At 34.6% G+C, this 24,467-nt stretch carries 27 protein-coding genes; 1 reads left to right on the forward strand and 26 read right to left on the reverse strand.

The genetic code is table 11. The annotated features are described in order from the left end of the window. Positions 1–15: 15 nt before the first annotated feature. From D2K62_RS01565 to D2K62_RS01650, 18 genes are all read right to left on the reverse strand, one after another. Positions 16–1,101 carry a copper resistance D family protein gene (locus D2K62_RS01565; RefSeq protein WP_112181022.1) on the reverse strand — a complete coding sequence of 362 codons (1,086 nt, stop codon included), beginning with the start codon at positions 1,099–1,101 and terminating at the stop codon, positions 16–18. Continuing rightward, complete coding sequence (locus tag D2K62_RS01570; RefSeq protein WP_157967830.1) at positions 1,098–1,679, reverse strand: copper resistance CopC family protein; 582 nt, start codon at positions 1,677–1,679, stop codon at positions 1,098–1,100. The genes D2K62_RS01565 and D2K62_RS01570 overlap by 4 nt, the downstream gene beginning before the upstream one ends. Before the next feature lie 37 nt (positions 1,680–1,716). After that, the gene (locus D2K62_RS01575) at positions 1,717–2,280 is read right to left on the reverse strand and encodes a hypothetical protein (RefSeq protein ID WP_112181020.1); all 564 of its coding nucleotides are present in this window, start codon (positions 2,278–2,280) and stop codon (positions 1,717–1,719) included. A 163-nt stretch (positions 2,281–2,443) separates the two neighbouring features. Further along, positions 2,444–2,812, reverse strand: a complete 369-nt coding sequence (locus D2K62_RS01580) for a nuclear transport factor 2 family protein (RefSeq protein WP_112181019.1) — start codon at positions 2,810–2,812, stop codon at positions 2,444–2,446. A 181-nt stretch (positions 2,813–2,993) separates the two neighbouring features. Then, positions 2,994–3,515: a DinB family protein gene (locus D2K62_RS01585; protein WP_117160800.1), complete on the reverse strand. Its 522-nt coding sequence runs from the start codon at positions 3,513–3,515 to the stop codon at positions 2,994–2,996. A 16-nt stretch (positions 3,516–3,531) separates the two neighbouring features. Beyond that, the gene (locus D2K62_RS01590; RefSeq protein WP_112181017.1) at positions 3,532–3,789 is read right to left on the reverse strand and encodes a hypothetical protein; all 258 of its coding nucleotides are present in this window, start codon (positions 3,787–3,789) and stop codon (positions 3,532–3,534) included. 53 nt (positions 3,790–3,842) lie between these two features. After that, a complete protein-coding gene (locus D2K62_RS01595; RefSeq protein WP_117160801.1) occupies positions 3,843–4,838 on the reverse strand; it encodes an LLM class flavin-dependent oxidoreductase in 996 nt (331 codons plus the stop codon). 136 nt (positions 4,839–4,974) lie between these two features. After that, complete coding sequence (locus D2K62_RS01600; RefSeq protein WP_117160802.1) at positions 4,975–5,727, reverse strand: amino acid ABC transporter ATP-binding protein; 753 nt, start codon at positions 5,725–5,727, stop codon at positions 4,975–4,977. A 13-nt stretch (positions 5,728–5,740) separates the two neighbouring features. Beyond that, positions 5,741–6,445: an amino acid ABC transporter permease gene (locus D2K62_RS01605; protein ID WP_117160803.1), complete on the reverse strand. Its 705-nt coding sequence runs from the start codon at positions 6,443–6,445 to the stop codon at positions 5,741–5,743. Then, complete coding sequence (locus tag D2K62_RS01610) at positions 6,429–7,253, reverse strand: amino acid ABC transporter substrate-binding protein (RefSeq protein WP_112181013.1); 825 nt, start codon at positions 7,251–7,253, stop codon at positions 6,429–6,431. Before D2K62_RS01610 ends, D2K62_RS01605 begins: the two co-directional genes overlap by 17 nt. A gap of 161 nt (positions 7,254–7,414) precedes the next feature. Then, positions 7,415–8,074: a bifunctional phosphoribosyl-AMP cyclohydrolase/phosphoribosyl-ATP diphosphatase HisIE gene (hisIE, locus tag D2K62_RS01615; RefSeq protein ID WP_112181012.1), complete on the reverse strand. Its 660-nt coding sequence runs from the start codon at positions 8,072–8,074 to the stop codon at positions 7,415–7,417. Further along, entirely contained in the window at positions 8,064–8,822 is a 759-nt protein-coding gene (hisF, locus tag D2K62_RS01620; RefSeq protein WP_112181011.1) for an imidazole glycerol phosphate synthase subunit HisF, read from the reverse strand. Before hisF ends, hisIE begins: the two co-directional genes overlap by 11 nt. After that, the gene (hisA, locus tag D2K62_RS01625; protein WP_117160804.1) at positions 8,819–9,529 is read right to left on the reverse strand and encodes a 1-(5-phosphoribosyl)-5-[(5-phosphoribosylamino)methylideneamino]imidazole-4-carboxamide isomerase; all 711 of its coding nucleotides are present in this window, start codon (positions 9,527–9,529) and stop codon (positions 8,819–8,821) included. Before hisA ends, hisF begins: the two co-directional genes overlap by 4 nt. Next, a complete protein-coding gene (gene hisH / locus D2K62_RS01630; protein ID WP_112181009.1) occupies positions 9,526–10,125 on the reverse strand; it encodes an imidazole glycerol phosphate synthase subunit HisH in 600 nt (199 codons plus the stop codon). Before hisH ends, hisA begins: the two co-directional genes overlap by 4 nt. Then, the gene (hisB, locus tag D2K62_RS01635; RefSeq protein ID WP_112181008.1) at positions 10,122–10,709 is read right to left on the reverse strand and encodes an imidazoleglycerol-phosphate dehydratase HisB; all 588 of its coding nucleotides are present in this window, start codon (positions 10,707–10,709) and stop codon (positions 10,122–10,124) included. The genes hisH and hisB overlap by 4 nt, the downstream gene beginning before the upstream one ends. An 18-nt stretch (positions 10,710–10,727) precedes the next feature. Further along, a complete protein-coding gene (hisD, locus tag D2K62_RS01640; RefSeq protein ID WP_117160805.1) occupies positions 10,728–12,011 on the reverse strand; it encodes a histidinol dehydrogenase in 1,284 nt (427 codons plus the stop codon). Next, positions 12,008–12,628: an ATP phosphoribosyltransferase gene (gene hisG, locus D2K62_RS01645; RefSeq protein WP_112181006.1), complete on the reverse strand. Its 621-nt coding sequence runs from the start codon at positions 12,626–12,628 to the stop codon at positions 12,008–12,010. Before hisG ends, hisD begins: the two co-directional genes overlap by 4 nt. Then, positions 12,625–13,752, reverse strand: coding sequence for an ATP phosphoribosyltransferase regulatory subunit (locus D2K62_RS01650; protein ID WP_112181005.1), 1,128 nt, complete (start codon positions 13,750–13,752; stop codon positions 12,625–12,627). Before D2K62_RS01650 ends, hisG begins: the two co-directional genes overlap by 4 nt. Before the next feature lie 159 nt (positions 13,753–13,911). On the opposite strand from D2K62_RS01650, the gene hisJ reads away from it, so the two are divergent. Further along, the gene (gene hisJ, locus D2K62_RS01655; RefSeq protein WP_117160806.1) at positions 13,912–14,751 is read left to right on the forward strand and encodes a histidinol-phosphatase HisJ; all 840 of its coding nucleotides are present in this window, start codon (positions 13,912–13,914) and stop codon (positions 14,749–14,751) included. A 111-nt stretch (positions 14,752–14,862) separates the two neighbouring features. Here the strand turns inward: hisJ and D2K62_RS19240 are convergent, their stop codons facing one another. From D2K62_RS19240 to D2K62_RS01690, 8 genes are all read right to left on the reverse strand, one after another. Then, a complete protein-coding gene (locus D2K62_RS19240; RefSeq protein ID WP_255421347.1) occupies positions 14,863–14,991 on the reverse strand; it encodes a hypothetical protein in 129 nt (42 codons plus the stop codon). Positions 14,992–15,061: 70 nt separating this feature from the next. Then, on the reverse strand, positions 15,062–16,114 hold the full coding sequence (locus D2K62_RS01660) for a C45 family autoproteolytic acyltransferase/hydrolase (protein WP_117160807.1): 1,053 nt from the start codon (positions 16,112–16,114) through the stop codon (positions 15,062–15,064). Positions 16,115–16,133: 19 nt separating this feature from the next. Then, positions 16,134–16,595, reverse strand: coding sequence for a flavin reductase family protein (locus tag D2K62_RS01665; RefSeq protein ID WP_117160808.1), 462 nt, complete (start codon positions 16,593–16,595; stop codon positions 16,134–16,136). 169 nt (positions 16,596–16,764) lie between these two features. Beyond that, positions 16,765–19,224: a DNA topoisomerase IV subunit A gene (parC, locus tag D2K62_RS01670; protein WP_117160809.1), complete on the reverse strand. Its 2,460-nt coding sequence runs from the start codon at positions 19,222–19,224 to the stop codon at positions 16,765–16,767. A 15-nt stretch (positions 19,225–19,239) separates the two neighbouring features. Continuing rightward, a complete protein-coding gene (gene parE, locus D2K62_RS01675; protein WP_112181000.1) occupies positions 19,240–21,192 on the reverse strand; it encodes a DNA topoisomerase IV subunit B in 1,953 nt (650 codons plus the stop codon). Positions 21,193–21,423: 231 nt separating this feature from the next. Continuing rightward, complete coding sequence (locus D2K62_RS01680; protein WP_112182711.1) at positions 21,424–21,843, reverse strand: CoA-binding protein; 420 nt, start codon at positions 21,841–21,843, stop codon at positions 21,424–21,426. Positions 21,844–21,869: 26 nt separating this feature from the next. Beyond that, the gene (locus D2K62_RS01685) at positions 21,870–23,396 is read right to left on the reverse strand and encodes an ABC transporter permease/substrate-binding protein (RefSeq protein ID WP_112180999.1); all 1,527 of its coding nucleotides are present in this window, start codon (positions 23,394–23,396) and stop codon (positions 21,870–21,872) included. Next, positions 23,396–24,376 carry an ABC transporter ATP-binding protein gene (locus tag D2K62_RS01690; protein WP_117160810.1) on the reverse strand — a complete coding sequence of 327 codons (981 nt, stop codon included), beginning with the start codon at positions 24,374–24,376 and terminating at the stop codon, positions 23,396–23,398. The genes D2K62_RS01685 and D2K62_RS01690 overlap by 1 nt, the downstream gene beginning before the upstream one ends. Positions 24,377–24,467 lie beyond the last annotated feature (91 nt).

The following is a 24,467-nucleotide window of genomic DNA, read 5'->3' on the forward strand; positions in this document are numbered from 1 at the left end:
AACGTATATCATTATTTAGAGAACTGTAACTGAGGACATCAATCCAACATACATACTGAATACTGAAAGGCCACTCATTAGTAAAGTACTTATTACTTTCTCATGGAACCAAAAAACTAAAACTGTTGAAAGTAGAAAAACAACAGATAATAGTATAAAGAAAACACTTATAAGATTAGGAGCAAATAATACATTATCCCCCATATTAACTGATGCAAAAATGCGAAATAAAATAGAGATATCACCACTATTAGCTAGTTTCTCTGTATTTAACGGTGGCTCTTGCTCACTCATAAAGCCTGTCACAGAGAATATAAGTAAAATAATCACACTTTCAGCTCGCCACCATCGTTTAGGTGAAAAATCAGATTTCTTTGCTTTCTTGCGAACAAGTATAGCATTAATAAAAACAAACAGTAATAAAGCGACATATAATAAATGCTTGATTAGCAAAGCTTGACCATATGAAACACGCCATGGTGAAACAATTGTTCCTGTTGTTAAGCTGAAACTCATAAATATGCCAGTAAACGTAACAAGTAAAAGACATAGTAAAGCAATAGCGGAAAACCAATTAATAAAAACATGCCAATTTGTTTCATCATTAGCTAACCAACTTACAACTAATAATGTACCTGCCCAAAAGCAAACAGCAAGCAAATGGATCGTGTGTGCTAGAGCACCAGGATAGCTTGCCATACTAGCTACATGACCAACAACACTTTGTGTCAAGATTATACCTAACAGTAGAAATATACCGATTCCGGAAGATATAAGTACGTTTTTTCGAATTAATAATAGTAAAAGATGGAAAATACAAAGGAGCAACAAAATGAACCATGCTCTTCCTATCTCTATTTCTTTTATAACATACACAAAACTGGTGAAGCCGTAATCGTCTCGATATTTACTAATCGTGTTTACTAAATCAATAATAGGAATAACTGCAAGTATAGGTATAACAAGTGTTATACCAAACATAAGACGATCTTTGACTTTTATATTCATACTCATTTCTTTAGGAAATAAGGATAGGAAATGCACACCAATCAAAATAGCAAAGCACACATATAAAAGTCCATTTGTTACCGCATAAATCATTTTTTCTTCCTATTTATCAGAAAAACACTTATTGCAATCCCAATTAGAATTACTGCAATAGCTGGCAAAAGCCATCCATTTTGTTCATTAGTAATTTCTGTTTCTTCTATAGATGCCTGCTCTGTCTCTTCCACTATGTTATTTTCTTCTACTTCATCTTCTTCTGCCTCGATACTCTCTTCTTCAGAAGATTGTGTTTCATCCGTAGAACTAGAATTATCGTCTGCTTTTTCATAAGTAAATACAAGACTATCTTCTATTACATGCCCATCTTCACCAATTATACTATAAAAAAGTACGATCTCACCGTCTTCAAGATCAGTAGGTAATGTTGCTTCTATTACATTTTCAGGAGAATGATTGATTTCTGTAATTGTTATCTCTTCATTGTTCTGTGATACAGAAATTGTATTTGGTTCTTGGACTGGTGAATCAAATGTTAATGTAATTATTGGATTGTCTGAAGAAACCACTTCATCTGTAGCTGGATCAGAACTTTCCAAATGCGTGTGAGCAAACACTTGGACAGGAATTAATAATAAAACAATTACTGCTAAAAAATTAATATAGACTTTCAAATTGCGCACCCCTTTTTAAATTTAATTCTATTTATATTTAGTGGTATCTAAAGATAATTGGAGCAGCTATAATTCTTTTGTAGTGCTTTTTTCTCTTTGATAAATTACCACTTTGCATAAAGAGAATCGAAAAAGCTTCCCATAGAAATATCCAGCCACCAACTGTTAAATTTAGTGAAACTAGATCTTGGAAAATCTTATTTTCTTCTGAAAACTGTATGTAGCTTGATGCTATTGTGAACATAACAGAAACAATAATGTAGATAAATGATTTTTTCCTACTTTGTACTGTCTGTTTATTTAGTAAATAATACTTGTAATTGAAATTGTTTCGGATACCTTTTATAATATTTTTTTCCATTTCAACATCTTTTTTTTCATCTAACATATCAAACTTCAACTTCACATTTTTTCGTGAGTCAATCTCAAACGAAAATTCTTCAAGGAAAGCTTTCAAGCTTGCATCTAGATCTCTGATATTATAAACAGAGGAGTCCCAAGTATTAAATACTTCATCATAATCCTTTATCGAAATCTCAATGATATAATCACCCGTAACTGGATCAACTGTATAAAATTGGTCTAAGAAATTATTTTTCATGTAACCCCTCACTTTTAATTATCTTATTGATTTAAGCCTAACCAATTAAAGGTCATTATCTCTATCTTACCATTTCTTATTTGTACATGATAGCGAAATGAATGATAACTAATGAGTAATTTAGAGCTTTTTCACTTTTTTTAGTCAATTTAAATTTAATGATTTATTCTTGATCTGAGGTTTTTTGATCCGTAATCGTTCCTTGATGAAAATATAATTGCCATCTACCATCTATATACTTCCATATCGAACTTCGAAGTGTATTTCGGTTTCTTGTATTATCTTGTATTAAATAAGTAGCTAGGACAACGTCAGGTGCTAAACTATGAACTTGATAATTATATAGGGACATTTCTGCTAATACGACGCCATTTTTAAGGCATTCTGCTTTATCCAACATATAACCAGAACTTCCTATTTCGATAAAATCATTAGCTAATATTTCATCTAGCTTTTTAACATCTTTTCGAACGTCAAGACTTAAATGACTTTCCTCTAATGCTTTTAATTGCACTTTTAAGTTATTAGTCATCTTACCATATCCCTTCTACCTCTATATTTTCAAAAAGTCATCTATTTTTTATTAAGAAACTATCAAATTAAGAAAAAAGGACTTCTAGACAGCACTATCTAAATTTAATGTTTTGGAAATAGAATGCATCTTGAAACATCTAAGGGAATTATTACATTAATTCCCTTTTTGAAGTCCAATTCTACTTATCATTCAACAGCAATCTTTTAATAGATCTTATTTGACCACGATGATTTATTTCGTCTTCCATAACATAAAACCAAAGATAATAATTATTATAAGGAACGTCATTCGGCCATTTATGTTCTTCAAATAGCCAACTATCATGTTTTGATTTTAGCTGTTTTAATGTGTTTTCTCTAACCTCTGATAATTCATGAAGGTAATATGAAACGGGTTTGTTTTTCTTTTCACTTCTAGCTTTATCCCCAAGTTCTAATGAAGTCTTCCATTTCATAAATTCGCTTTCATTGAGATCTCTTTCTTCAAATGATATTACTTGATGTACAAATTCAATCGCAGCAATATGATGTAAAAGAGCACCAATCGAATTCGAACTACTATCTACCAAATAGTCTAATTCCTTTTGGGTTAGATTCGTAACTTCGTCAATTGTCACAGCACGCGTATGTTCAAGCATGGAAACTAGTGATCCAATTTTACCAGTATAAATTTCGTTTTCAACTATTCTGTAATCAATCATGTTTACCCCCAACTTCTTAAGGTGACCCTATTCCAACAGCAAGTAATAGTAATATAGCAAACACAAATATACATCCATTTAAGAGAATTCCTGTAATTGTTACAATTCGCTTCTTAGACATTAGAGCAAAAATTATACCTAAAACAGATAATAACGTAAATATACTGATAGCAAGCGTAATATTTGCATTTGGTCCTCTATTAAAAATAAAGAAAATGAAATTGATAATAACCATTAATAAAGACAGCAGGCCAAATTTATTAATATTAGTCATATTGCACCTCCTCATAATTTTTTCATCTTATCTATTATATAATGATCTTATTGTTAATTAAGTAATGTTTTGGCTAATAACCGATAAGAATTCACCTTTTCTTCAAATGAGTAGATATTTGTTATAATCATAAATTCATTGCAGCCATAACTTACTTGGATATCTTCTAATTGTTTCTTAACTGTTTCAGGGGTCCCAATGATACATCTCTTTCTATTTTTATCAATTATCATTTGTTCTGATTCTGTATAAACTTTTTTCTTTGCTTCTTCTACTGACGGCACACGCGTTCCAATTCCTTTTTCTACTCGCAACAGCCAAAGATCTTGCGATAAGGCAAGCTCTTCTGCCTTTTCCTTTGTCTGTGAACAAATCACAAAGATACAGACAGCCACATGTGGTTCATCAAAGTTTTTATTCGGTTTAAATTTTTCTTTATAAGTTGCAATCGATTCTTTTCCTTTAGTTGGATTAATGAAATGACCATATGTAAACCCTGCACCAATGTTTGCAGCATTAGTTGCTCCTCGTTCAGATAAACCTAGAACCCAAATTGGCGGATTTGTCTTCGTTCTTGGACTTGCTTTAACAGTGTGAAATGGATGATTCTTAGGTAAATCATCGTGCAAAAAACCGTATAACTCTTCTAATTGACGTGGAAATAAACTCATACTTTTTTTAATATGATCGGTTAATGCTAATCGTGTTTCATTTGAACCTCCTGGTGAACGGCCTAAACCTAAATCAATTCTATTTGGATACATAGCTTCTAACATTCGAAAGTTTTCCGCCACTTTCAATGGTGCATATTGTGGTAATAAAACGCCACCAGAACCAATACGAATAGAACTAGTCGCACCAGCAAGACGTGTCATCAATATTTCAGGTGAAGAGCTTGCTAATCCGTTTGTGTTATGGTGTTCAGCTACCCAATATCGTGTATAGCCTAAATTTTCGGTCATTTTTGCTAACTTAACTGTATTATCTAATGCTTCTTCTGGTGATGAGTCTTGTGAAATTGGTACTTGATCTAACACACTTAATCGCATAGTTTTCCTTCTTTCATGCTCAATTTCTTTTAGTATACAAGAACACACTACAAAACCAAAATAGCTTGTTTAATAAAAAATCCAGACTTAGAGGAGTATTCTATTACTTCTCCATTTCTGGACATTTTCCTTCTTCTTATTGTGAAGGATTAAGTATTCGGTTTAAAAATTGTTGTGTGCGTTTTTCTTTTGGCGCTCTTAAAACTTCTTTTGGTGGTCCTTGTTCGACAATATAGCCATCATCCATAAATATTACTTCATCCGAAACTTGTTCAGCAAATTGTACTTCATGTGTTACAATAGCCATTGTCCAATTTTCATTTGCAAGCTCCCGAATAACCGTTAATACTTCTCCAATTAATTCTGGGTCTAGTGCAGATGTCGGTTCATCAAACAACATTAAGTCTGGTTCAATTGCTAGTGCTCTTGCTATGCCAACACGTTGTTGTTGACCACCGGAAAGTTGATGTGGATAAAGGTGCATCTTTTCCTTTAAACCAACCTTCTCTAAAAGACCCTCTGCCATTTCCTTAACTTCTTTCTTATTTCGCTTCTGAACAATGATTGGTCCCTCAGTTACATTTTCTAATGCTGTTTTATGTGGAAAAAGATTATAAGATTGGAATACCATTCCGGACTTACGTCTTAATTTCAATGCATCTTGGTTGCTGATTTTATCCTTAAAATTAAGAGTGAATCCATCATCAAAGGTGAAGATACCACTATTGGGTTGTTCTAATCCATTTAGACAACGTAACATCGTTGTCTTTCCTGATCCAGAAGGACCCATTATGGATATAACCTTCCCCTTGTTAATCTCTACATCAATATCCTTCAAGACTTCCAGTTCACCAAACGCTTTAGCTAAACCTTTAACCGATAATAACATTTCTTTCCCCCCTTTATGTTGCTGTATAACGTTCGAGACGTTTCTCTATTGCTTGTTGAACTAGGGATAAAAGAAAACAAATTACCCAATAAAGAATAGCAGCTTCAATATAGATCAACATAAAATCATATGTCACTGCGGCGATTTCTTGCGCTCTTCGAAAAAGTTCCGTAACAAGTATTAGTGAAGCAAGTGATGTATCTTTTACTAAACTAATAAAGGTATTTGATAATGGAGGAACGGAAACCCTTGTTGCTTGCGGTAGAATAATCCGTTTCAACACAGTGTTTTGTGTCATACCTATGGTGTAACCTGCTTCCCATTGCCCTTTTGAAATAGATAAAATAGAAGCACGAATAATTTCTGATGCATAAGCACCTACGTTTAAACTAAATGCAATAATTGCACTTGGATATGGATCAATTGTTAAGTTCAAACTCGGTAACCCATAAAAGATTATAAATAATTGCACAAGTAAAGGCGTTCCTCTGATTGCAGAAACATATATAACTGCTGGTGTGCGTACAATAAATGACTTAGATAGACGCATAATTGCTGTTAGTAATGCTAATATCAACCCTATTGAAAACGAGATAAGCGTAAGCGGTATTGTATATTTAATTGCACCTAAAATCATAGGAAGAAGGGAGTTTAGAAATAACTCCCATCCTTCTAGATCTGCAGTGATAGTAAACAATGTATTACTGAGAGGAAACATCTTCACCAAACCAGCTTTCAGAAATCTCCGCTAAAGTACCGTCTTCTCTCATCGCTTCTAATTGCTCATTAATCGCTTCAACTAATTCCTCATTACCTTGGTTTAACGCAAATGCCGTTTCAGAAACATTATCTTCTTCCGCAACAATTTGAACACTTTCATCGCCTTCTTGATTTAAATAATCAAGAACAGCAAGTTTATCATTGACTGTAACATCCGCACGTCCTGTCTTCAATAACTCAATTGATTGTGCGAGACCTTCCACACTTACAATCTCAGCACCATTTTCTTTAGCTATCTCACCGAAGTTACTTGTTAGCGACTGTGCTGAACTTAATCCTTCTAAATCTTCAAAAGAATTTATATCCTCCGAATCTGTTGGTGCAACAACAACAGCTGATGAATACGTATAAGGATTTGAAAAATCATAACTCTCTAAGCGATCCTCATTAATACCAACTTGGTTAGCAATTAAATCAAAACGTTCTGAATTCAAACCAGCAAACATAGAATCCCATTGTGTTTCCATGAACTCTACTTCAACACCCATTCTTTCAGCTACTTCTCTAATGACTTCAACGTCGTAGCCCGTTAATTCACCATCGTTATCATGAAAAGTAAATGGTGCGTATGTGCCCTCTGTTCCTACTGTAAGAACACCCTTGTCCATTACTTCATCATATAGACTTGCTGACTCATCTGATGTAGAAGTATTATCAGTATCTGACGTGTCTTCTTCATTTGTGCCACATGCTGCTAATACTAGTATAAAACTCATTATAACTATTCCTGTTACTAATTTCCTCATGCTGTTAACCCCCAGTTATTTTGTCGGAATAATATTACTACGAAATCGTAGCATATACATATTAAAAAGTAAAAGATTTTGCAGTTATAGTCTTTACTATCTTTACTTTAATTTAGTTTATTATGCGTTTCTTATATATAAAAAAAGAAACTGAAAAGTGTTTACCACTTCTCAATTTCGGGACGATCTCCTTTATTATTGCCTTTTTTGAAAAAACGGTTTTCTAATTCTTCTTTAACTTCATCCAATGAAACAGATTGATCACTCATTAAAACAAAGGTGTGGTACAACAAATCACTAACTTCTAAAATAATTTCTTCTTTATCACTATTTTTTGCTGCAATTACCACTTCTCCTGCTTCTTCAATTACTTTTTTAGCTATTTTATCAATACCTTTATCAAATAAATAGTTCGTGTATGAGTTAGCAACGCGAGTTTCTTTCCGTTCTTCTACTTCGGCCATTACTTTATCAATAATAGACGGCTCTACTAGTTTTTTATTTGTTTTTTCAGCTTCAAAGATAGAGTTAAAGAAACAAGTCCGTTCCCCCGTGTGACATGCTGGACCATTTGGCACAACATCTATTAAGAGTGTGTCTTGATCACAATCAAGTTTAATAGAAATAACAGTTTGTGTATTACCAGAGGTTGCCCCTTTGTGCCATAATGATTGTCTTGATCGAGAGTAAAACCACGTTTCTTTCGTTTCCAAAGTTTTTTGATACGATTCTTCATTCATAAATGCGAGCATTAACACATCTTTTGTTTGATTATCTGTAATAACAGCTGGAATTAATCCTTTAGAGAAGTCAGGCTTCACGTATATGCACTCCTTTTTCTTGACAACTAGCTTTCACTTCTTCTATTGAAAAGGTATTTTCATGAAAAATTGATGCAGCTAAACCTGCCGACACATCTGTTTCTTTGAATACTTCTGGGAAATGATCTGGATGACCAACGCCACCTGATGCAATAACGGGGATACGAACAACATCAACAATTGCTTTTGTCAGCTTCAAATCAAATCCGTTCTTCACACCATCTGTATCAACACTTGTCAGCAATATTTCACCAGCGCCACGTTTTTCCACTTCTTTTGCCCATTCAACTGCATCCAAACCACTATCTTTACTTCCTCCGTGTGTCATTACATGCCATCCATCGTCAAATAGCTTTGCGTCAATTGCTACGACAATACATTGCGCACCAAAACGAGCACCAGCAGTTGTTATCAGATTAGGATTGTTAACTGCAGCTGAATTGATACCAACTTTATCAGCGCCTGCTTTTAATAAACGGGTAACATCATCAATGGTTCTCACACCACCACCAACGGTAAATGGTACAAAGACATTTCGCGCTGTTTGACGCACAATGTCAACCATTGTATCACGCCCTTCGTTCGTTGCTGAAATATCAAGGAATATAATCTCATCAGCGCCCGCTTTGGAATAACTAGCAGCCATTGCTACTGGGTCTCCTAATTCACGTAAGGATACAAAATTTGTACCTTTCACAACTTTACCTTCTTTGACATCTAGACAGGGTATAATGCGTTTTACAATCATGCGGACGTTTCCCCTTTCAACGTAACCGTACCTTGATAAATTGCCTTACCAACTATTGCTTCTTCTATGCCAATTGCGGCCAAAGCTTCGATGTCTTGATTATTACTTATACCACCTGATGCAACGATCTTACAGGAAACATGTGCGAGTAACTTTTCTAGTGCTCTTACATTAGGTCCTGTCATAGTGCCATCTTTTGAAATATCAGTAAAAACAATCGTTTGGACACCTAACTGTTCCATTTGTTTAGCAAATGTAAGATAATCGATTTCTGATACAGTTTCCCAGCCATGAATCGCTACTTTATCATCTTTCGCGTCAATTCCAACAACGATATGTTCAGCATATTTAGCTAAGGCAGCTTTTAAGAAATCCGGATCTTCAATTGCCGCTGTACCAAGTACTAATCGATCTGCTCCCGCAGCAATCAATTTTTCAATTGCTTCCATGCTTCTAATACCGCCACCTATTTGAATTGGTATCGTTGATAATTTACATAATTCACTTATTAATTGATATTGACGCGCTTTTTCTCCATCACGCGCTCCATCTAAATCAACAATGTGAACAATCTCAGCACCGTTAGTAATAAACGTTTTTAATTGTGTAATTGGATCAGATCCAACTTCGGTCGTTTTACTGAAGTCACCTTGGTATAATCTAACACACTTGCCATCTATTAAATCAATTGCTGGTAATATTTTCATTGGGATACCTCCTGTAAAAATGCTTTTAAAATTGCCACGCCAACTTCTCCACTTTTTTCTGGATGAAATTGAATCCCATAAGTAAGACCGCTCTTAACAATTGCTGTCACATCTGGACCATATTCTGCTGTTGCAACAATATATTGTTTGTCTGTTTTTGCTGCAAAGCTATGAACAAAGTAAACATGCTGATCTTGAAAAGATTGAAAATTAGGTTGATCATTTATTATGTCTAATGCGTTCCAACCGATATGAGGTAAAAGGTATGGCGTGTCTATTCTTTCTATTGTACCTGGAATTAAATCTAATCCCTTTGTATTTCCGCCTTCTAATCCCTCTGTAAATAACAGTTGCATACCTAAACAAATACCAAGAAATGGCTTATTTTCTGCTAATGTTTGCAGTATTTCTTTTAGATTACGTTTCTCTATTTCTTCTACAGCAGCTTGAAAGGAGCCAACACCAGGTAGGATAATATGCGAACTTTTAGCTAACTCTGTAGGATTATCCGTAACGATCACATCATAACCAAGATTGTGCAATGCTGTTTTAACACTCGCGATATTACCCATCCCATAATCTACTATAGCTATCATTCTATTAGCCCCTTTGTAGAATTAACGCCAAGGATTTCTGGATTAATTCGAATTGCTTCTGCTAAAGCTCTACCGAGTGCTTTAAATAGTGCTTCTACTTTGTGATGCGTATTTATCCCATATAAAATACGCGCATGAAGTGTAATGCCTGCTTGAAATGCAAATGCTTGAAGGAATTCTCTCACCAATTCCGTATCAAAATTACCTAGCTTTTGATTTTCAAATGTCGCATCTAAGACTAGAAAAGGCCTACCACTTATATCAAGCGAAACAAAACCGAGTGTTTCATCCATTGGCACATAGGCTGTACCATATCGATTAATTTGTTTCTTATCGCCTAAAGCCTCTTTAATCACTTGTCCTAGTACAATACCGACATCTTCAACAGTATGATGACTGTCAATATGTAAATCACCGTTTGCTTTAACAGTAAGTCCAATTCGACCGTGACGGGCAAATAATTCTAGCATATGATCAAAGAAACCAACACCAGTAGATATAGTTACTTCTTGACTATTATCTAAATTACAAGCTACTTCAATTACTGTTTCATTTGTTTTTCGTTGTTTACTAGCTGTTCGCATTGTGCATCCCGACCTTTTCTAGTTTTTCTTTAATCTTTTTTCAACTGCTCTCGCATGACCATCAAGAAATTCTTCTTTGGCAATCGTCATCACGTCTTCTGATGCTTGTTTTAATGCGTTTTCTGAATAGTAGAGGAATGTTGTTTTCTTGATAAAATCATCAACAGATAAGCCAGAAGAGAACCTTGCAGTCCCTGAAGTTGGAAGCACATGATTTGGACCAGCATAATAATCACCAAGGGATTCAGGTGTATAATGACCTAAAAATACAGAACCTGCATTTTTTATTTTGCCTAAATATTCAAGTGGATTATCTAATTGGATTTCTAGATGCTCTGGTGCTAAACGATTCGATAATTGAAATGCTTGATCTAAATTATCAACTAATACTAATCCACTTTTTTCTTTTAAAGAAGCAGATGCGATATCTTTTCTTGGTAAAACGGCACATTGTTTTTCCACTTCTATGTTTGTCTCTTCTAACAAATTTTTAGACGTTGTGAACAAAAATGATCGAGCATTAGTATCATGTTCTGATTGTGCGATAAGATCAGCTGCGATATAAACTGGATTTGCTGTATCATCTGCAATAATCGCAACCTCTGATGGTCCAGCAATCATGTCAATCCCTACATCACCATATACGAGTGATTTTGCAGCAGCTACATAAGCGTTACCTGGTCCGACAATTTTATCTACAGTAGGTATTGATTCCGTTCCGTATGTCAAAGCAGCAATTGCTTGAATACCACCAATTTTAAAGATTCGATCGACACCTACAATATCAGCCGCAACAGATAAAATTGGTGCGATTTCTTCCCCATCACGTGCAGGAGTCACCATGATAACTTGTTCTACACCTGCCAACACAGCCGGGATAGCATTCATTAGTACAGATGACGGATAACACGCTGTTCCACCTGGTACATAAATACCAACTCGTTCAATAGCTCGATATAATTGACCAGACATTATATCACCATCTACTTGCATAAATTTGGAGGATTGAAGTTGTTTCGAATGAAAGCCCCTAATATTTTCTGCTGCCCTTGTAAGTGCATCAATTGTCTTTTGATCTACTTTATTCCATGCATTTTCACGTTCCTCGTTTGTAACTTCCCACTGCTCTGGTACGGAACGATCAAATTTTTCAACATATTTTTTGAGAGCGTCATCACCATTTGCTCGTATTTCTGCAATAACTTCTTTCGCAACTTGATAAACTTTTTCATCTGTTGCGTTTTCTTCTTTTTTTGATAAAAATTCCGACTCAAATTTGGTTGACTGATAGATAGGTATCATACCAATTCCTCCTTTTGCTTGAAGGCTTGAATAATTGGAGCAAGTGCCTCTCTTTTAATTTTTAATGAAGAGCGGTTTGCAATGCAACGTGCACTGAATGAAAAGAATTCTTCTTGAACAACTAAGCCATTTTCCTTTAATGTCGTTCCAGTTTCTACTATATCAACAATTCCATCTGCCAACCCTAAAATTGGAGCTAATTCAACAGAACCTTCTAATTTAATGATTTCTACAGATTCACCTTTATTACGAAAATATTCTTTTGTAATCCCAGTATATTTACTTGCGATTTTTTTCTTGTGATCTGGCCAAACTTTGCCTTTTTCCGTAGCAACTGCCATTCTACACTGTCCAAATGGTAATGGTAATAAATCAAAAACATCTGGTTGAAATTCTGCTAAAATATCACCACCAACAATGCCTAAATCAGCAATTCCGTGTTCCACATATGTTGTTACATCAGGTCCTTTAGCAAAAATAAATTGAAATTCATCTGTTTCCACACGCAATTTTCGGCCTTTATTAACAAGTGGTTCAATATTATAATCTAGCGATTTAAAAAATGCGAGAAATTGCTCTTCTAATCGACCTTTAGTTAATGCAATACATGGTTTCATTCTTCTATCACCCTAAATTCATTATTATTGTCCGTGATAATTCTTATAATTTTATCATAGTCATGTTCATCCATTAATGTATATTGAATATCTACAATGTAATTTGAGTAAGATGCTCGTAAGCGCTCTGCAAATACATGTGATTCTTCTGATGCTATGATACAGATGCTTTCTCTTTCCGTTACATTGTTTAATTGGTCTGCTAGCACATCAACATCAAATGCTAGACCAACTGCAGAAATTTTTTCATTAAATTGTTCATAAAGCTTATCATAACGACCACCAGAAAAACATGTAGCACCATTCTCTTTTAAATAACCTCTAAACATCGTACCACTGTAATACGGTAAGTTTTTAACGCGGCCTAAATCTACTAATACTTCATCAATACCTAGTCCCTTGAGAACTGTAGCTAGTTGCTTCAAATGATGTAGTATTTTTACTAGTCGTGGGTTACTTGCCCAGATCGTTTCATATTTCTCTATTTCATTAATCGTACCATATGCTTCAATCACTTGTGTAAGTTGATTAGCTATAACTGGATGTCCTTTATCTGTTGCAATTTGATAGACTACATCTCTTCGTTTATCATGCATTGCCTGTCGTAATTGATCTTCCTCTGCTTTGTTTAATTCTAAGGGAGTTGTTAATTCATCAAATATGCCAGTATGGCCTAGTTCAATTAAATAATCCTTTATCTCTAATGCATTTAAATAAGTAACAGCAGTAAATAAACTTTCACTCTCACCTAGAAATGGTGTTGTACGTATAATTTCAATACCCGCTTGTCTGCTTTCTATCCCATCTTTATCATTACGGAACACTGATCCTTGATACGACCATTTTAATTGTTTCGGATGTTGATTGATTAGCGCTCGAGCGATTGCTGTGGTCCAATCAGCGCGGAGTACTTCTATTTCACCTTCGCGATTAAACCATTTCAACATGGCATGTAACTTCATCCCAACATGTTCGTTGGTAAACGTATTTGCATATTCCACAACTGGTGTAGAAATTGCTTTATAATTTCGAGACGTTACAACATCTCGAAATATTTCATACGCTTTTGATCGATTATCTAACTTTTTTCCGATTTCATCTTGGCTTCCAGCTGGTAAAAACATATAAGACACATCCTATTTTCTTTATTGCGTTACCACTTTACTTAAGTAAAGTGTCTAATTATTTATACACTATCACGTGGTTCCTATTCTCGTCAATAAAAAACTTTTCTTTTTTAACTATACTATTTAAGATAGAATTAAGAAAGGGAGGAATGACAAATGCAAGTTACCGGAGATTTTCATGTACATACAAACTTTTGTCCCCATGGTTCTTCGGATCTAATGGAGGAATATGTTTTAAAAGCAATAGAGCAAGATCTCGATTACATATCTTTTACTGAACATGCACCACTTCCGGTTAACTTTACCGATCCAACACCGGCAAATGATAGTGCGATGAAGCTTGACGATGTTAAAAGTTATCTTAAAGAAGGAAATCGTTTAAAACTAAAATATCAAGAAAAAATCACGATTTATATTGGCTTTGAAGTTGATTTTATCGAAGGATATCAGGAAGAAACAGAAAAATTCTTAAATCGATATGGCACATTTATAGATGACGCAATTCTATCTGTCCATATGTTAAAAGCCCCAAATGGTAAATATGTCTGTCTCGACTATAGTGTTGAAGAATTTGCTCGTATTATTGGATTGTTCGGTTCAGTTGAAGCAATTTACAAAAAATATTATCAAACCGTAAAACAAGCTATTACACAAGACATGGGAAGATATAAACCAACACGAATCGGGCACCTAACCTTAATTGAAAAATTTGTGAAGTTATTTCCTACAACAACTTCTTTTGATTATCAAACGGACGAGCTATTATATTTAATCAAGGAAAAAGAATATCAACTTGATTTGAATACAGCAGGTCTTTATAAAGAACATTGTATGCGTATTTATCCAAATCAATCGGTTATAACAAAAGCTAATCAACTATCCATTCCTTTTGTAATAGGTTCAGATAGCCATGTTTCAAGAACAATTGGTAGAGGTTTCGATGCTCTATCAAAAGATATTGTATTATCCATTCCAAATAGATTAGGAAAACGCTAGCTGAACGAACAGCTAGCGTTTTTATATATAGGCTAATTTGATCTATTTGTTAATAGAGAGCGAAATAAAGACCAAATCTTATTTGATTTGGTCTTCGTCAAGCATCTTTCTTCACCATTTAACTTGATCAATCGTTCCAACCATAAATTGATCTCTTAATTGTTCTGCTGTTTCTTTCATACCTTCTTGCTCTTCGTTAGTTATGTCTGATTCATTCATTTGTTGTATATCTTTTTGCAATATAATAACACCTCCATATCATATAGTAAGTATACGAAGGTGTTAAGATACTATACATTGGTTATATTGATTATAAACCATCCATATAAGGCATTTTTTCATCCGTATCGATTACGCCTATAACTTTTTTTATGGTTGTATTTTCACCATCTAACCAGTTTTTAAATGAAAATGGTGTGGGCTTTCGGTTATTACCTAAAGCAAGATAAACGTCCAAATTCTTCTGATCATAAAGTGATGTGTGTAATGTACCAGCTGATTGACTGTATTTTTTAGAAAAAATCTGTTCTTCGATATTATTAAATAACTGAAATGCTTGCTCTTTTCTAATTGAATAAACAGGTTGTTTCTTAAGTATTGCATATCTTCGTCTTGAATCTGCCAAATGATAACGATTTGCTTCTGGTAACATATCGAAATGATTCGTACTAATTTTGCTTTCCTTCACACGAATAGCTTGAGCAGTAGCTTCTATAACATGTGAATTTCCTAATTTATCAGCTATTACATAGTTAAAGGAATGGCGATGTGGAACCTTTTTAATTAAAGAAATTGCTTCTTCGTTAGTAGCACATTGTTCCAATAACATTCTTGTAATAATTGTTGGAATAAAACCATTCCCAGGATTTCTACGATTCACAAAATTATAGCCAACAGTAAGACCCACTTCATTCATTCCATCGGCTCGACCGACTATACGTTGCGACGCGCCAATCGTTGCATATCCTTTTGCTGAAGGAGGTTGATAGATAGCAAAACGACCTTCATATGTTTTAGGATGAAAATCGTAATTTCGAATTAAAAAGTCGGGACCTGTTAAAATAGAACACCCTGATCGTTTCCATTCTTGCTGATAACCACTAAAAAATTCTATTGTTTGCTCTATTGTAAAACCAATTGCTGCGGATATCCCTTTTAATTCATTCAATAATGCAGGAAATAAAGCAGCTAACCAGTCCGTTGCTTCTTCTGTATTAACGACAAAACGTGGTCTTTTTGTTGGAGTATGTTGTTGTTGGTATATTTTAAAAAGGGGTGACCCAAGAAGCCATTTACCTTGTTCATAGCCAAATGTTTCGTGGTCACCTCTAAACTGAATAATATCTGCGTAGTATTTTCTCATAAATTTATTTTCCTTCGTATTACTTATCTAATTGTTGATAGCTTCCACTAAAATACAATAAAGGATTCCCATCAGATATTTTTAGATCATTTACTTTTGCGATGAAAATCATGTGGTCACCAGCTTCAACAGCTGATTCTTTTTCACAAGATAGTTGAACTAATGCGTTATTTAAAACAGGAGTTCCTGCTAGATCTGTAAATTTAACTGGTTGGTCTACTTCTTTTTGATTTGCATAAATCATTGATTCTTCCTTTTGATTTTCACTTAAAACACTAATACCGAATGTATTTGCCTCTTGTAAAATGTCATACATTGATGCCGTTTTATCAATAGAAATTGCTATTAATGTTGGATCTAATGATAATGACATGAAAGAATTAACCGTTATCCCTTTTACTTCATTTTGGTAATTTGTTGATACTACTGTAATACCAGTAGCAAATTTCCCCATTGCATCCCGAAATAATCGTTTCTCCATTTTTAAAACCCCTTTATCTCTATACTAACTGTTAAAATCATACCATTTCTTATCTTGAATAAAAACTAAATTGCCTAATAAGTATAAAAAAGCAAAACAACAGTTATTTCACGTTGTTTTGCTTCTGAAAAATAGATTAAATTCGCTTCTAACTTTAAATCATATCTGATTAATCAGTTGAATCGTCTGCTTCAAACACTTTAACATAATTGGCTTGTTTCCACACGTCAACAATTTCACCTTCTATATCCGTGTCAATTACAAATGAACCATTGCTATATCGGTCACTTGTACTTAATTCCATTGGATATAATGGATGTTTCACACCAGAATTGGTCATGAATTGTACAGAATCTTCTTTGGTCGTACAAACAAATCCTACGATGCGGTGCGGCTTTTTCTTTAATTCGCGTAACATACTTTGACCGCGTTTAGCGCGCGACGACAACTCAAAATCATTTAAAGTCATTCGTTTTGCAGCACCTCTTTGGGTAATTACTACTAAATTAATGCCTGTCTTAGATTGACCAAGTACAACGCCATTGACTACTTTTTCCTCCTGTTTAAGCTGGATAGCTTTTACTCCTGCAGCTCTTTGTCCGACTGGCGTTACCTCTGATTCAGGGTACCATAATCCAAGTCCACGATCAGTAGCAATAAATACCTCGTCATTTCCCGTGGTTAATGCAACATTAACCACTTCGTCATCACCTTTTAAATTAATTGCTACCAAGGCTTTTGAATAACGTTGTGCCTCATATAAACTCAATTCACTACGTTTAATCATGCCGTTTTTGGTGAAGAAAACTAAATAACTTTCTTCAGTAAACTGTCTAATTGGTATGACTCTTATTATATTTTCACCTTTATCAATAGCTGCGACATTTGAGATATGTTGGCCAAGGTCTTTCCATCTTATATCTGGTAGTTTGTGAACTGGCGCATAAATATACCTTCCTTTATTAGTGAAAAGTAAGACAGTATCTGTTGTGTTCACCTCTAATAGACCTACCAAGTGATCTTCATCTTTAATTGCCAAGTCTTTCCCATTTGAAGCAGCATAGGAACGTAAGCTTGTTCGTTTTAAATAACCGTCTCTTGTAACGGAAACTAATACATCTTCACTTGCAACCATTACTTCTAAATTAATCTTTAACTCTTCAATCTTATTTTCAATCTTTGTCATGCGTGGTGTTGCATATTTCTTTTTAATTTGTTTTAAATCATTTTTAATAACAGAAAATAATTTCTTTTCATCTCCTAAAATTGCTTCTAGTTCTTCAATTTTAGCACGCAATACTGCAGCTTCTTCTTCTAAAGACGTGATATCAGTGTTTGTTAAACGATATAATTGTAAGTTTACAATTGCTTCTGCTTGCTCATTAGAAAAGCCGTATGCATCCTGAATCCGTCTTTTAGCATCTTGTTTGTCATTTGAAGCTCGAATCGTAGTAATTAATTCATCGAGAATGGAGATGGCTTTAATTAAACCTTCTACAATATGTGCCCGTTCTTTTGCTTTTCTTAAATCATATGTGGATTGTCTAGTTACAACCTCTTTTTGATGCGCAATATACGCGTCAAGTAATTCTGTAAGACTTAATAACATTGGCGTTTTATCTTTTATTGCAACCATATTAAGATGATACGTAATTTGTAAATCAGTACTCTTATATAAAAAATGTAAAATTCCTTCGCTATCAGCATCTTTCTTCAGTTCAATTACGATTCGAAGCCCCGTTCGGTCTGTCTCATCACGAACTTCTGCTATACCTTCTACTTTTCGATCAAGTCGTAATTCATCCATTCGTTTTACGAGTACTGCTTTGTTTACCTCATAAGGTATCTCATCTATAACGATTTGCTCTCTATTTCCACGTAAAGGTTCAACTTTTGCTCTACCTCTAACCATGATCTTACCTTTACCTGTTTCATATGCAGATTTTAGACCTTCTACCCCTTGAATAATACCACCTGTGGGAAAGTCAGGTCCTTTCATAATTTTCATTATTTGCTCTATTGTAATGTTTGGATTTTCAATTTTCTTAATAACTGCATCAATTACTTCATCTAGATTATGTGGTGGCATATCTGTTGCATAACCAGCTGATATCCCAGTAGAACCATTGACTAATAGGTTAGGAAACCGTGCTGGTAATACAACAGGTTCATCAATTGTATCATCAAAGTTCGGAATATAATCCACGGTTTCTTTATCTATATCACGTAATAACTCAGAACTAATACTTGATAGTCTTGCTTCGGTATAACGCATAGCGGCTGGTGGATCACCATCGACACTACCGTTGTTACCATGCATTTCTACTAATACGTTTCTAACCTTCCAAGTTTGACTTAATCTAACCATTGCTTCATAAACGGAACTATCGCCATGTGGATGATAATTACCAATTACGTTACCGACTGTTTTTGCCGCTTTCCGGAAAGCTTTATCAAACGTATTCTTCTCTTCATGCATAGCAAACAAAATTCGTCGTTGAACTGGTTTTAAACCATCTCGTGCATCTGGTAATGCACGATCTTGAATAATATATTTACTATATCGACCAAAACGGTCTCCAATCACATCTTCTAATGGTAAATCAAGAAATTTCTCTGTTGAAGCCAAAAAGCTTACCCCCTACTAGGAATGAATATTTTCATTATCCATTATATTTGAATCTTCTTCTAAACCGAATGCAACATTGGTTTCAATCCATTTACGTCTAGGTGCGACTTTATCACCCATTAACGTGGTTACACGACGTTCTGCACGTGCTAAGTCATCAATTGTTACACGAATTAGCGTTCTTGTGTCTGGACGCATTGTCGTTTCCCATAGTTGATCTGCATTCATCTCACCTAAACCTTTATAGCGTTGTAGTAAATAACCGGTTTTCAACTCTTTTATTACTTTTTTCATTTCATCTTCGTTCCAAGCATAATGAACCACTTCTTTCTTACCTTTACCTTTAGAAACTTTATATAGCGGTGGCAATGCTATAAATACTTTTCCAGATTCGATTAAAGGTCGCATATATCGATAAAAGAATGTAAGTAGTAATACTTGAATATGTGCACCATCTGTATCTGCATCGGTCATGATTACAATTTTATTGTACTGTACATCATCTATATTAAAATCGCCACCTACACCAGCACCTATTGTATGAATAATGGTTGAAATTTCTTCATTTTTCAGTACGTCTGCAAGTTTTGCTTTTTCAGTATTAATTACTTTTCCACGAAGAGGCAGAACAGCTTGGAATCTTCGGTCTCTTCCTTGTTTAGCGGATCCACCAGCTGAATCACCCTCTACGAGATACAGTTCATTCTTTTCTGCATTTTTAGATTGTGCTGGTGTTAACTTACCGCTTAGTAATGAATCTCTTCGTTTCTTTTTCTTACCACTACGTGCATCTTCCCTAGCTTTGCGCGCTGCTTCGCGAGCCTCTTTTGCTCGGACAGCTTTTTTAAGTAACATTAGCGCTATATCAGGGTTTTCCTCCATAAAATAAGAAATATTCTCAGATACAACTGCATCTACTGCAGATCTAGCTTCTGATGTTCCTAGTTTGCCTTTTGTTTGTCCTTCAAATTGTAATTTGGCTTCTTGGATCCGAACCGAAATTATCGCTGTAAAGCCTTCTCTTATATCGTTTCCTTCTAAATTTTTATCTTTTTCTTTTAGCAAGTTTGTCTTTCTTGCATATTCATTAAATACGCGTGTAACACCTGATCTAGCACCTGATTCGTGTGTTCCACCATCTTTTGTTCTTACGTTATTAACAAATGAGAGCATACTTTCAGCGTAACCATCATTGAATTGAAAAGCAAAATCTACTTCCATATCTTGGTTCTCACCTTCGAATGATACAACCGGATGTAAAACATCTTTTTCTTCATTTAGATATTCTACAAATGATTTTAATCCATCTGGATAGCAGTAAGATTCAATTTTTTCACTTCGCTCATCATGAAGAACTATTTCCAAACCTTTTAACAAAAAGGCTGATTCTCTTAATCGTTCTGCCAACATTTCCTGTTGATATGTTGTCGATGAAAAAATAGATTTATCAGGTTTAAAGTGAATTAATGTTCCCGTTTTTTTCGTCTTCCCTTGGTTTTGTAAAGGCTTTGTGGGTATACCGCCATTATTAAATTCTTGTTTATATGTTTGCCCATCACGATAAATGGTAACAGTTAAACGTTCTGATAAAGCATTAACCACCGATGCACCTACACCGTGCAATCCTCCAGATGTTTTATAACCACCTTGACCAAACTTACCACCTGCATGTAGGACTGTTAATATAACTTCTGGTGTTGGTCGTCCACTTCGATGTGTTCCCGTCGGCATTCCACGACCTTCATCCAATACAGAAATGCTATTATCCTTATGTATCGTAACCATTATTTTGTTACCGAAACCAGCTAATGCCTCATCTACAGCATTGTCTACTATTTCAAATACAAGGTGGTGTAACCCTCTTGCATCCGTACTACCAATATACATCCCTGGGCGTTTTCGAACAGCTTCTAGTCCCTCTAATACTTGAATCGAATCATCTGAATAAGAGGTTGTTTGTTTACTCACTTTTATTAAGCCCCTTTCTCTTACATTCCTAACTAATTTGTTTATAACATATACACTAACACAAATGAATAATACATCTATTATCTTAGAACAGACGTTTGTTTATGTAAAGCTTATTTCTCCTAGTATAGCATTGATTATATAATGTAAATCTAGTTTTTTTTAAAATCAATTGATTTTTTTATCAAAAAGCAGAAAAAAATCTCTGCCGAAACAGAGATTTTTTTCATATTATTTACCAATTGTGATGGCATGCGCAACTTTTATACACATATCCATAATAACTGTAAAACCTTTACTTGATAAGTCTTCATAAGCGGCTTGATCGAAGACACCTTGCTGTGCCCAGAAAACTTTTGCATCTGTTTTTACCGCTTGATCTGCTACATCTTTTAAAAATATAGATCTTCTAAATACATTAATAACATCAAATGGTTCAGGTACATCAGCTAAAGAAGGATAAGCTTTTTCACCTAGTGATTCTTCAATAGTTGGATTAACCGGAATAATACGATAGCCATTTGCTTGCATGGCCTTTGATACCTGATATGATGTTCTCTCTGGGTTGTCTGATAATCCAACTACTGCAATTGTCTTTGTATTCTCTAAAATGTCTTTCATCGTTTCTTTATCAGCCTGCTTATAATCCATTTTTCCACTCACTTTCTTCACTGTTTTTACTCTGCTAATAAGCCTTCAGCTACTAAATACTCTCTAGCGACTGTAACCGGTGCTTTATCTTCAAAGTCAACTTGATAGTTCATTTCTCTCATTTCTTCATCTGTTATCTTGCCCGCTAATTGATTCAATATTTCTTCAAGTTCCGGATACTGTTCTAAAGTCTCTTGTCGCATTAAAGGCGCGCCTTGATAAGGCGGGAATAAATTCTCTGTATCTTCTAGAGATCCAAGATTTAATTCTACCATATAGGATGATGTAGAATAAGCGTCTATTATATCTACTTCATCATTTTGTATTGCTTCTTGTCGTACTCCAGGTTCCATTGTTTTCACTTCACCAAATTCGATATCATAGACATCTTGAATTCCAACATAACCATCCTCACGGTCGTTAAATTCCAAAGTGAAACCTGCTGTTATTTCATCATCCATTGAACGAAGATCTGCAATGGTTGATAAATTATTTTCATCTAAGAAAGATTGCTTAGCTGATAATGTGTATGTGTTATTGAATGCCATTGGTTCTAAATAAGCCATATTATATGTTGAAAGCATACCTTCTTTTGCCTGTTCATATACTTCTTCGGCATCGTTACTAACTGCTTGCTCTTCTAAATGCGTTACAATCGACGTTCCAGTGAACTCTGGATAAATATCGATGCTTCCCTCTTGTAATGCACTAAAAACAAATGTCGTTTTACCTAGTCCTGTTTCTAGTTCAACATCTAAATCTGTTTGGTCTTCGATTAATAACTCGTACATATTAATTAAGATGGATGGTTCAGAACCAAGCTTTCCACCTAATACTAAATCTGGTTCTTGATCTTGATTTATAATCCAAGGTACAAAAACTAATGCCAATGCAAGCACGACCATTATAATTATTGATGTGAATGCTGATTTTTTTGATATTTTTTCAAACAGTCGTAATACTAAATCTAAAATAATTGCTAGTAATGCAGCTGGGATAGCACCTAAGATAATTAGGTTTATATCTCCACCACGATCAATCCCTAGTAGAATCAGTTCACCGAGCCCGCCGGCACCAATTAATGCTGCTATTGTAGTTGTTCCGACGATTAAGACCATTGATGTGCGAATACCTGCCATAATGACGGGCATTGCAATTGGTAATTCCACTTTCATTAAGCGTCTATATGAGCTCATACCCATACCTGTAGCTGCTTCATTTAAAGCAGGATCAACTTCTTTTATTCCCGTATATGTATTACGTAAAATAGGTAGTAACCCATATACAATGAGTGCTACGATAGCAGGGGTTTGTCCAATACCTAGGAAAGGAATTAAAAATGCTAGGATTGCTAAACTAGGGATTGTTTGTAATACTGCTGTTACACCTATAATTGGCTCAGCAATTTTTTGCTTGCGTGTTAATAATAAACCTAAGGGAACTGCAACTAAAATGGCGATTAATAAAGATACGATCGATAACTGAAGATGTTCAAGAATTAATTCGAACACCATTCCCTTTCTGTCCTGAAATACGTCAAAAAAGTTATCCATTACTTAATCACCCCTTTTTCCATTTTTACTTGTTCACGTAAAAAGCGAAAAATGTCTTGATAGGTTATTGTTCCAATAAATTCATCTTCTTTTACAACTTGAATCGCTGTTCTCTCAGATTCCTCAAACAGTTTAACTGCATCTATCACTTGTTGGTCGTGTCTAATTGAAAAAAGTCCTTCAGTTTGTACAGTGGATTGATCAGATAGCGATTTAATCGTTTGGATAACCGTATCCATCATTTCTTGCCATGGCGATCTTTTATCACCAATAAATTCTTTAGCAAAGTCATTTGCTGGATGTAGAATTAGATCTTTAGGCGTACCAATTTGAATAATTTTACCATCCTTCATTAAACAAATACGATCAGAAATAGCTAATGCTTCATCCATGTCATGTGTTACAAATACAATTGTTTTTTTAATTTTTTGTTGTAATGATTGAATATCTAATTGCAATTGTTCACGACTAATTGGGTCTAAAGCACTAAACGGTTCATCCATTAAAATAATATCTGGATCCGCAGCTAGTGCACGTACAACACCTATTCGTTGTTGTTGTCCACCTGATAATTCAGAAGGCATTCGATTCATAAATTGCTTTGGATCTAAACCGACCATATTTAGAAGTTCTTCGGTTCGTGATAAAATACTGTCTTTTTTCCACTTTTTCATTTCTGGAACTATTGCAATATTTTCTGCTATAGTTAAGTGAGGAAATAGTGCAATTTGTTGTATTACATAACCAGTATTCCATCTTAACTGGTGTAAATCATATGTAGTAATATCCTTGCCTGCTATTTTTATCGTACCTTCTGTTTCATTTACCAAACGGTTAATCATCTTCAAAGTGGTTGTTTTCCCACAGCCACTTGGTCCTATTAATGTTAATAATTCTCCTTCTTTAATAGATAGCGAGAAGTCTTTTACGGCTTCTGTTCCATCAGGGAATCTTTTTGTAACCTGATCAAATTCAATCATACGTGCACCTCCATATTATTATATAGTCAATTCCCATTTTTTTGATAAACCAAACATTTTTAATAAAGTTACATGAATATGCATTTAAATA

This window comes from Paraliobacillus sp. X-1268 (genome assembly GCF_003426095.1).
Lineage (GTDB): Bacteria > Bacillota > Bacilli > Bacillales > Amphibacillaceae > Paraliobacillus_A > Paraliobacillus_A zengyii.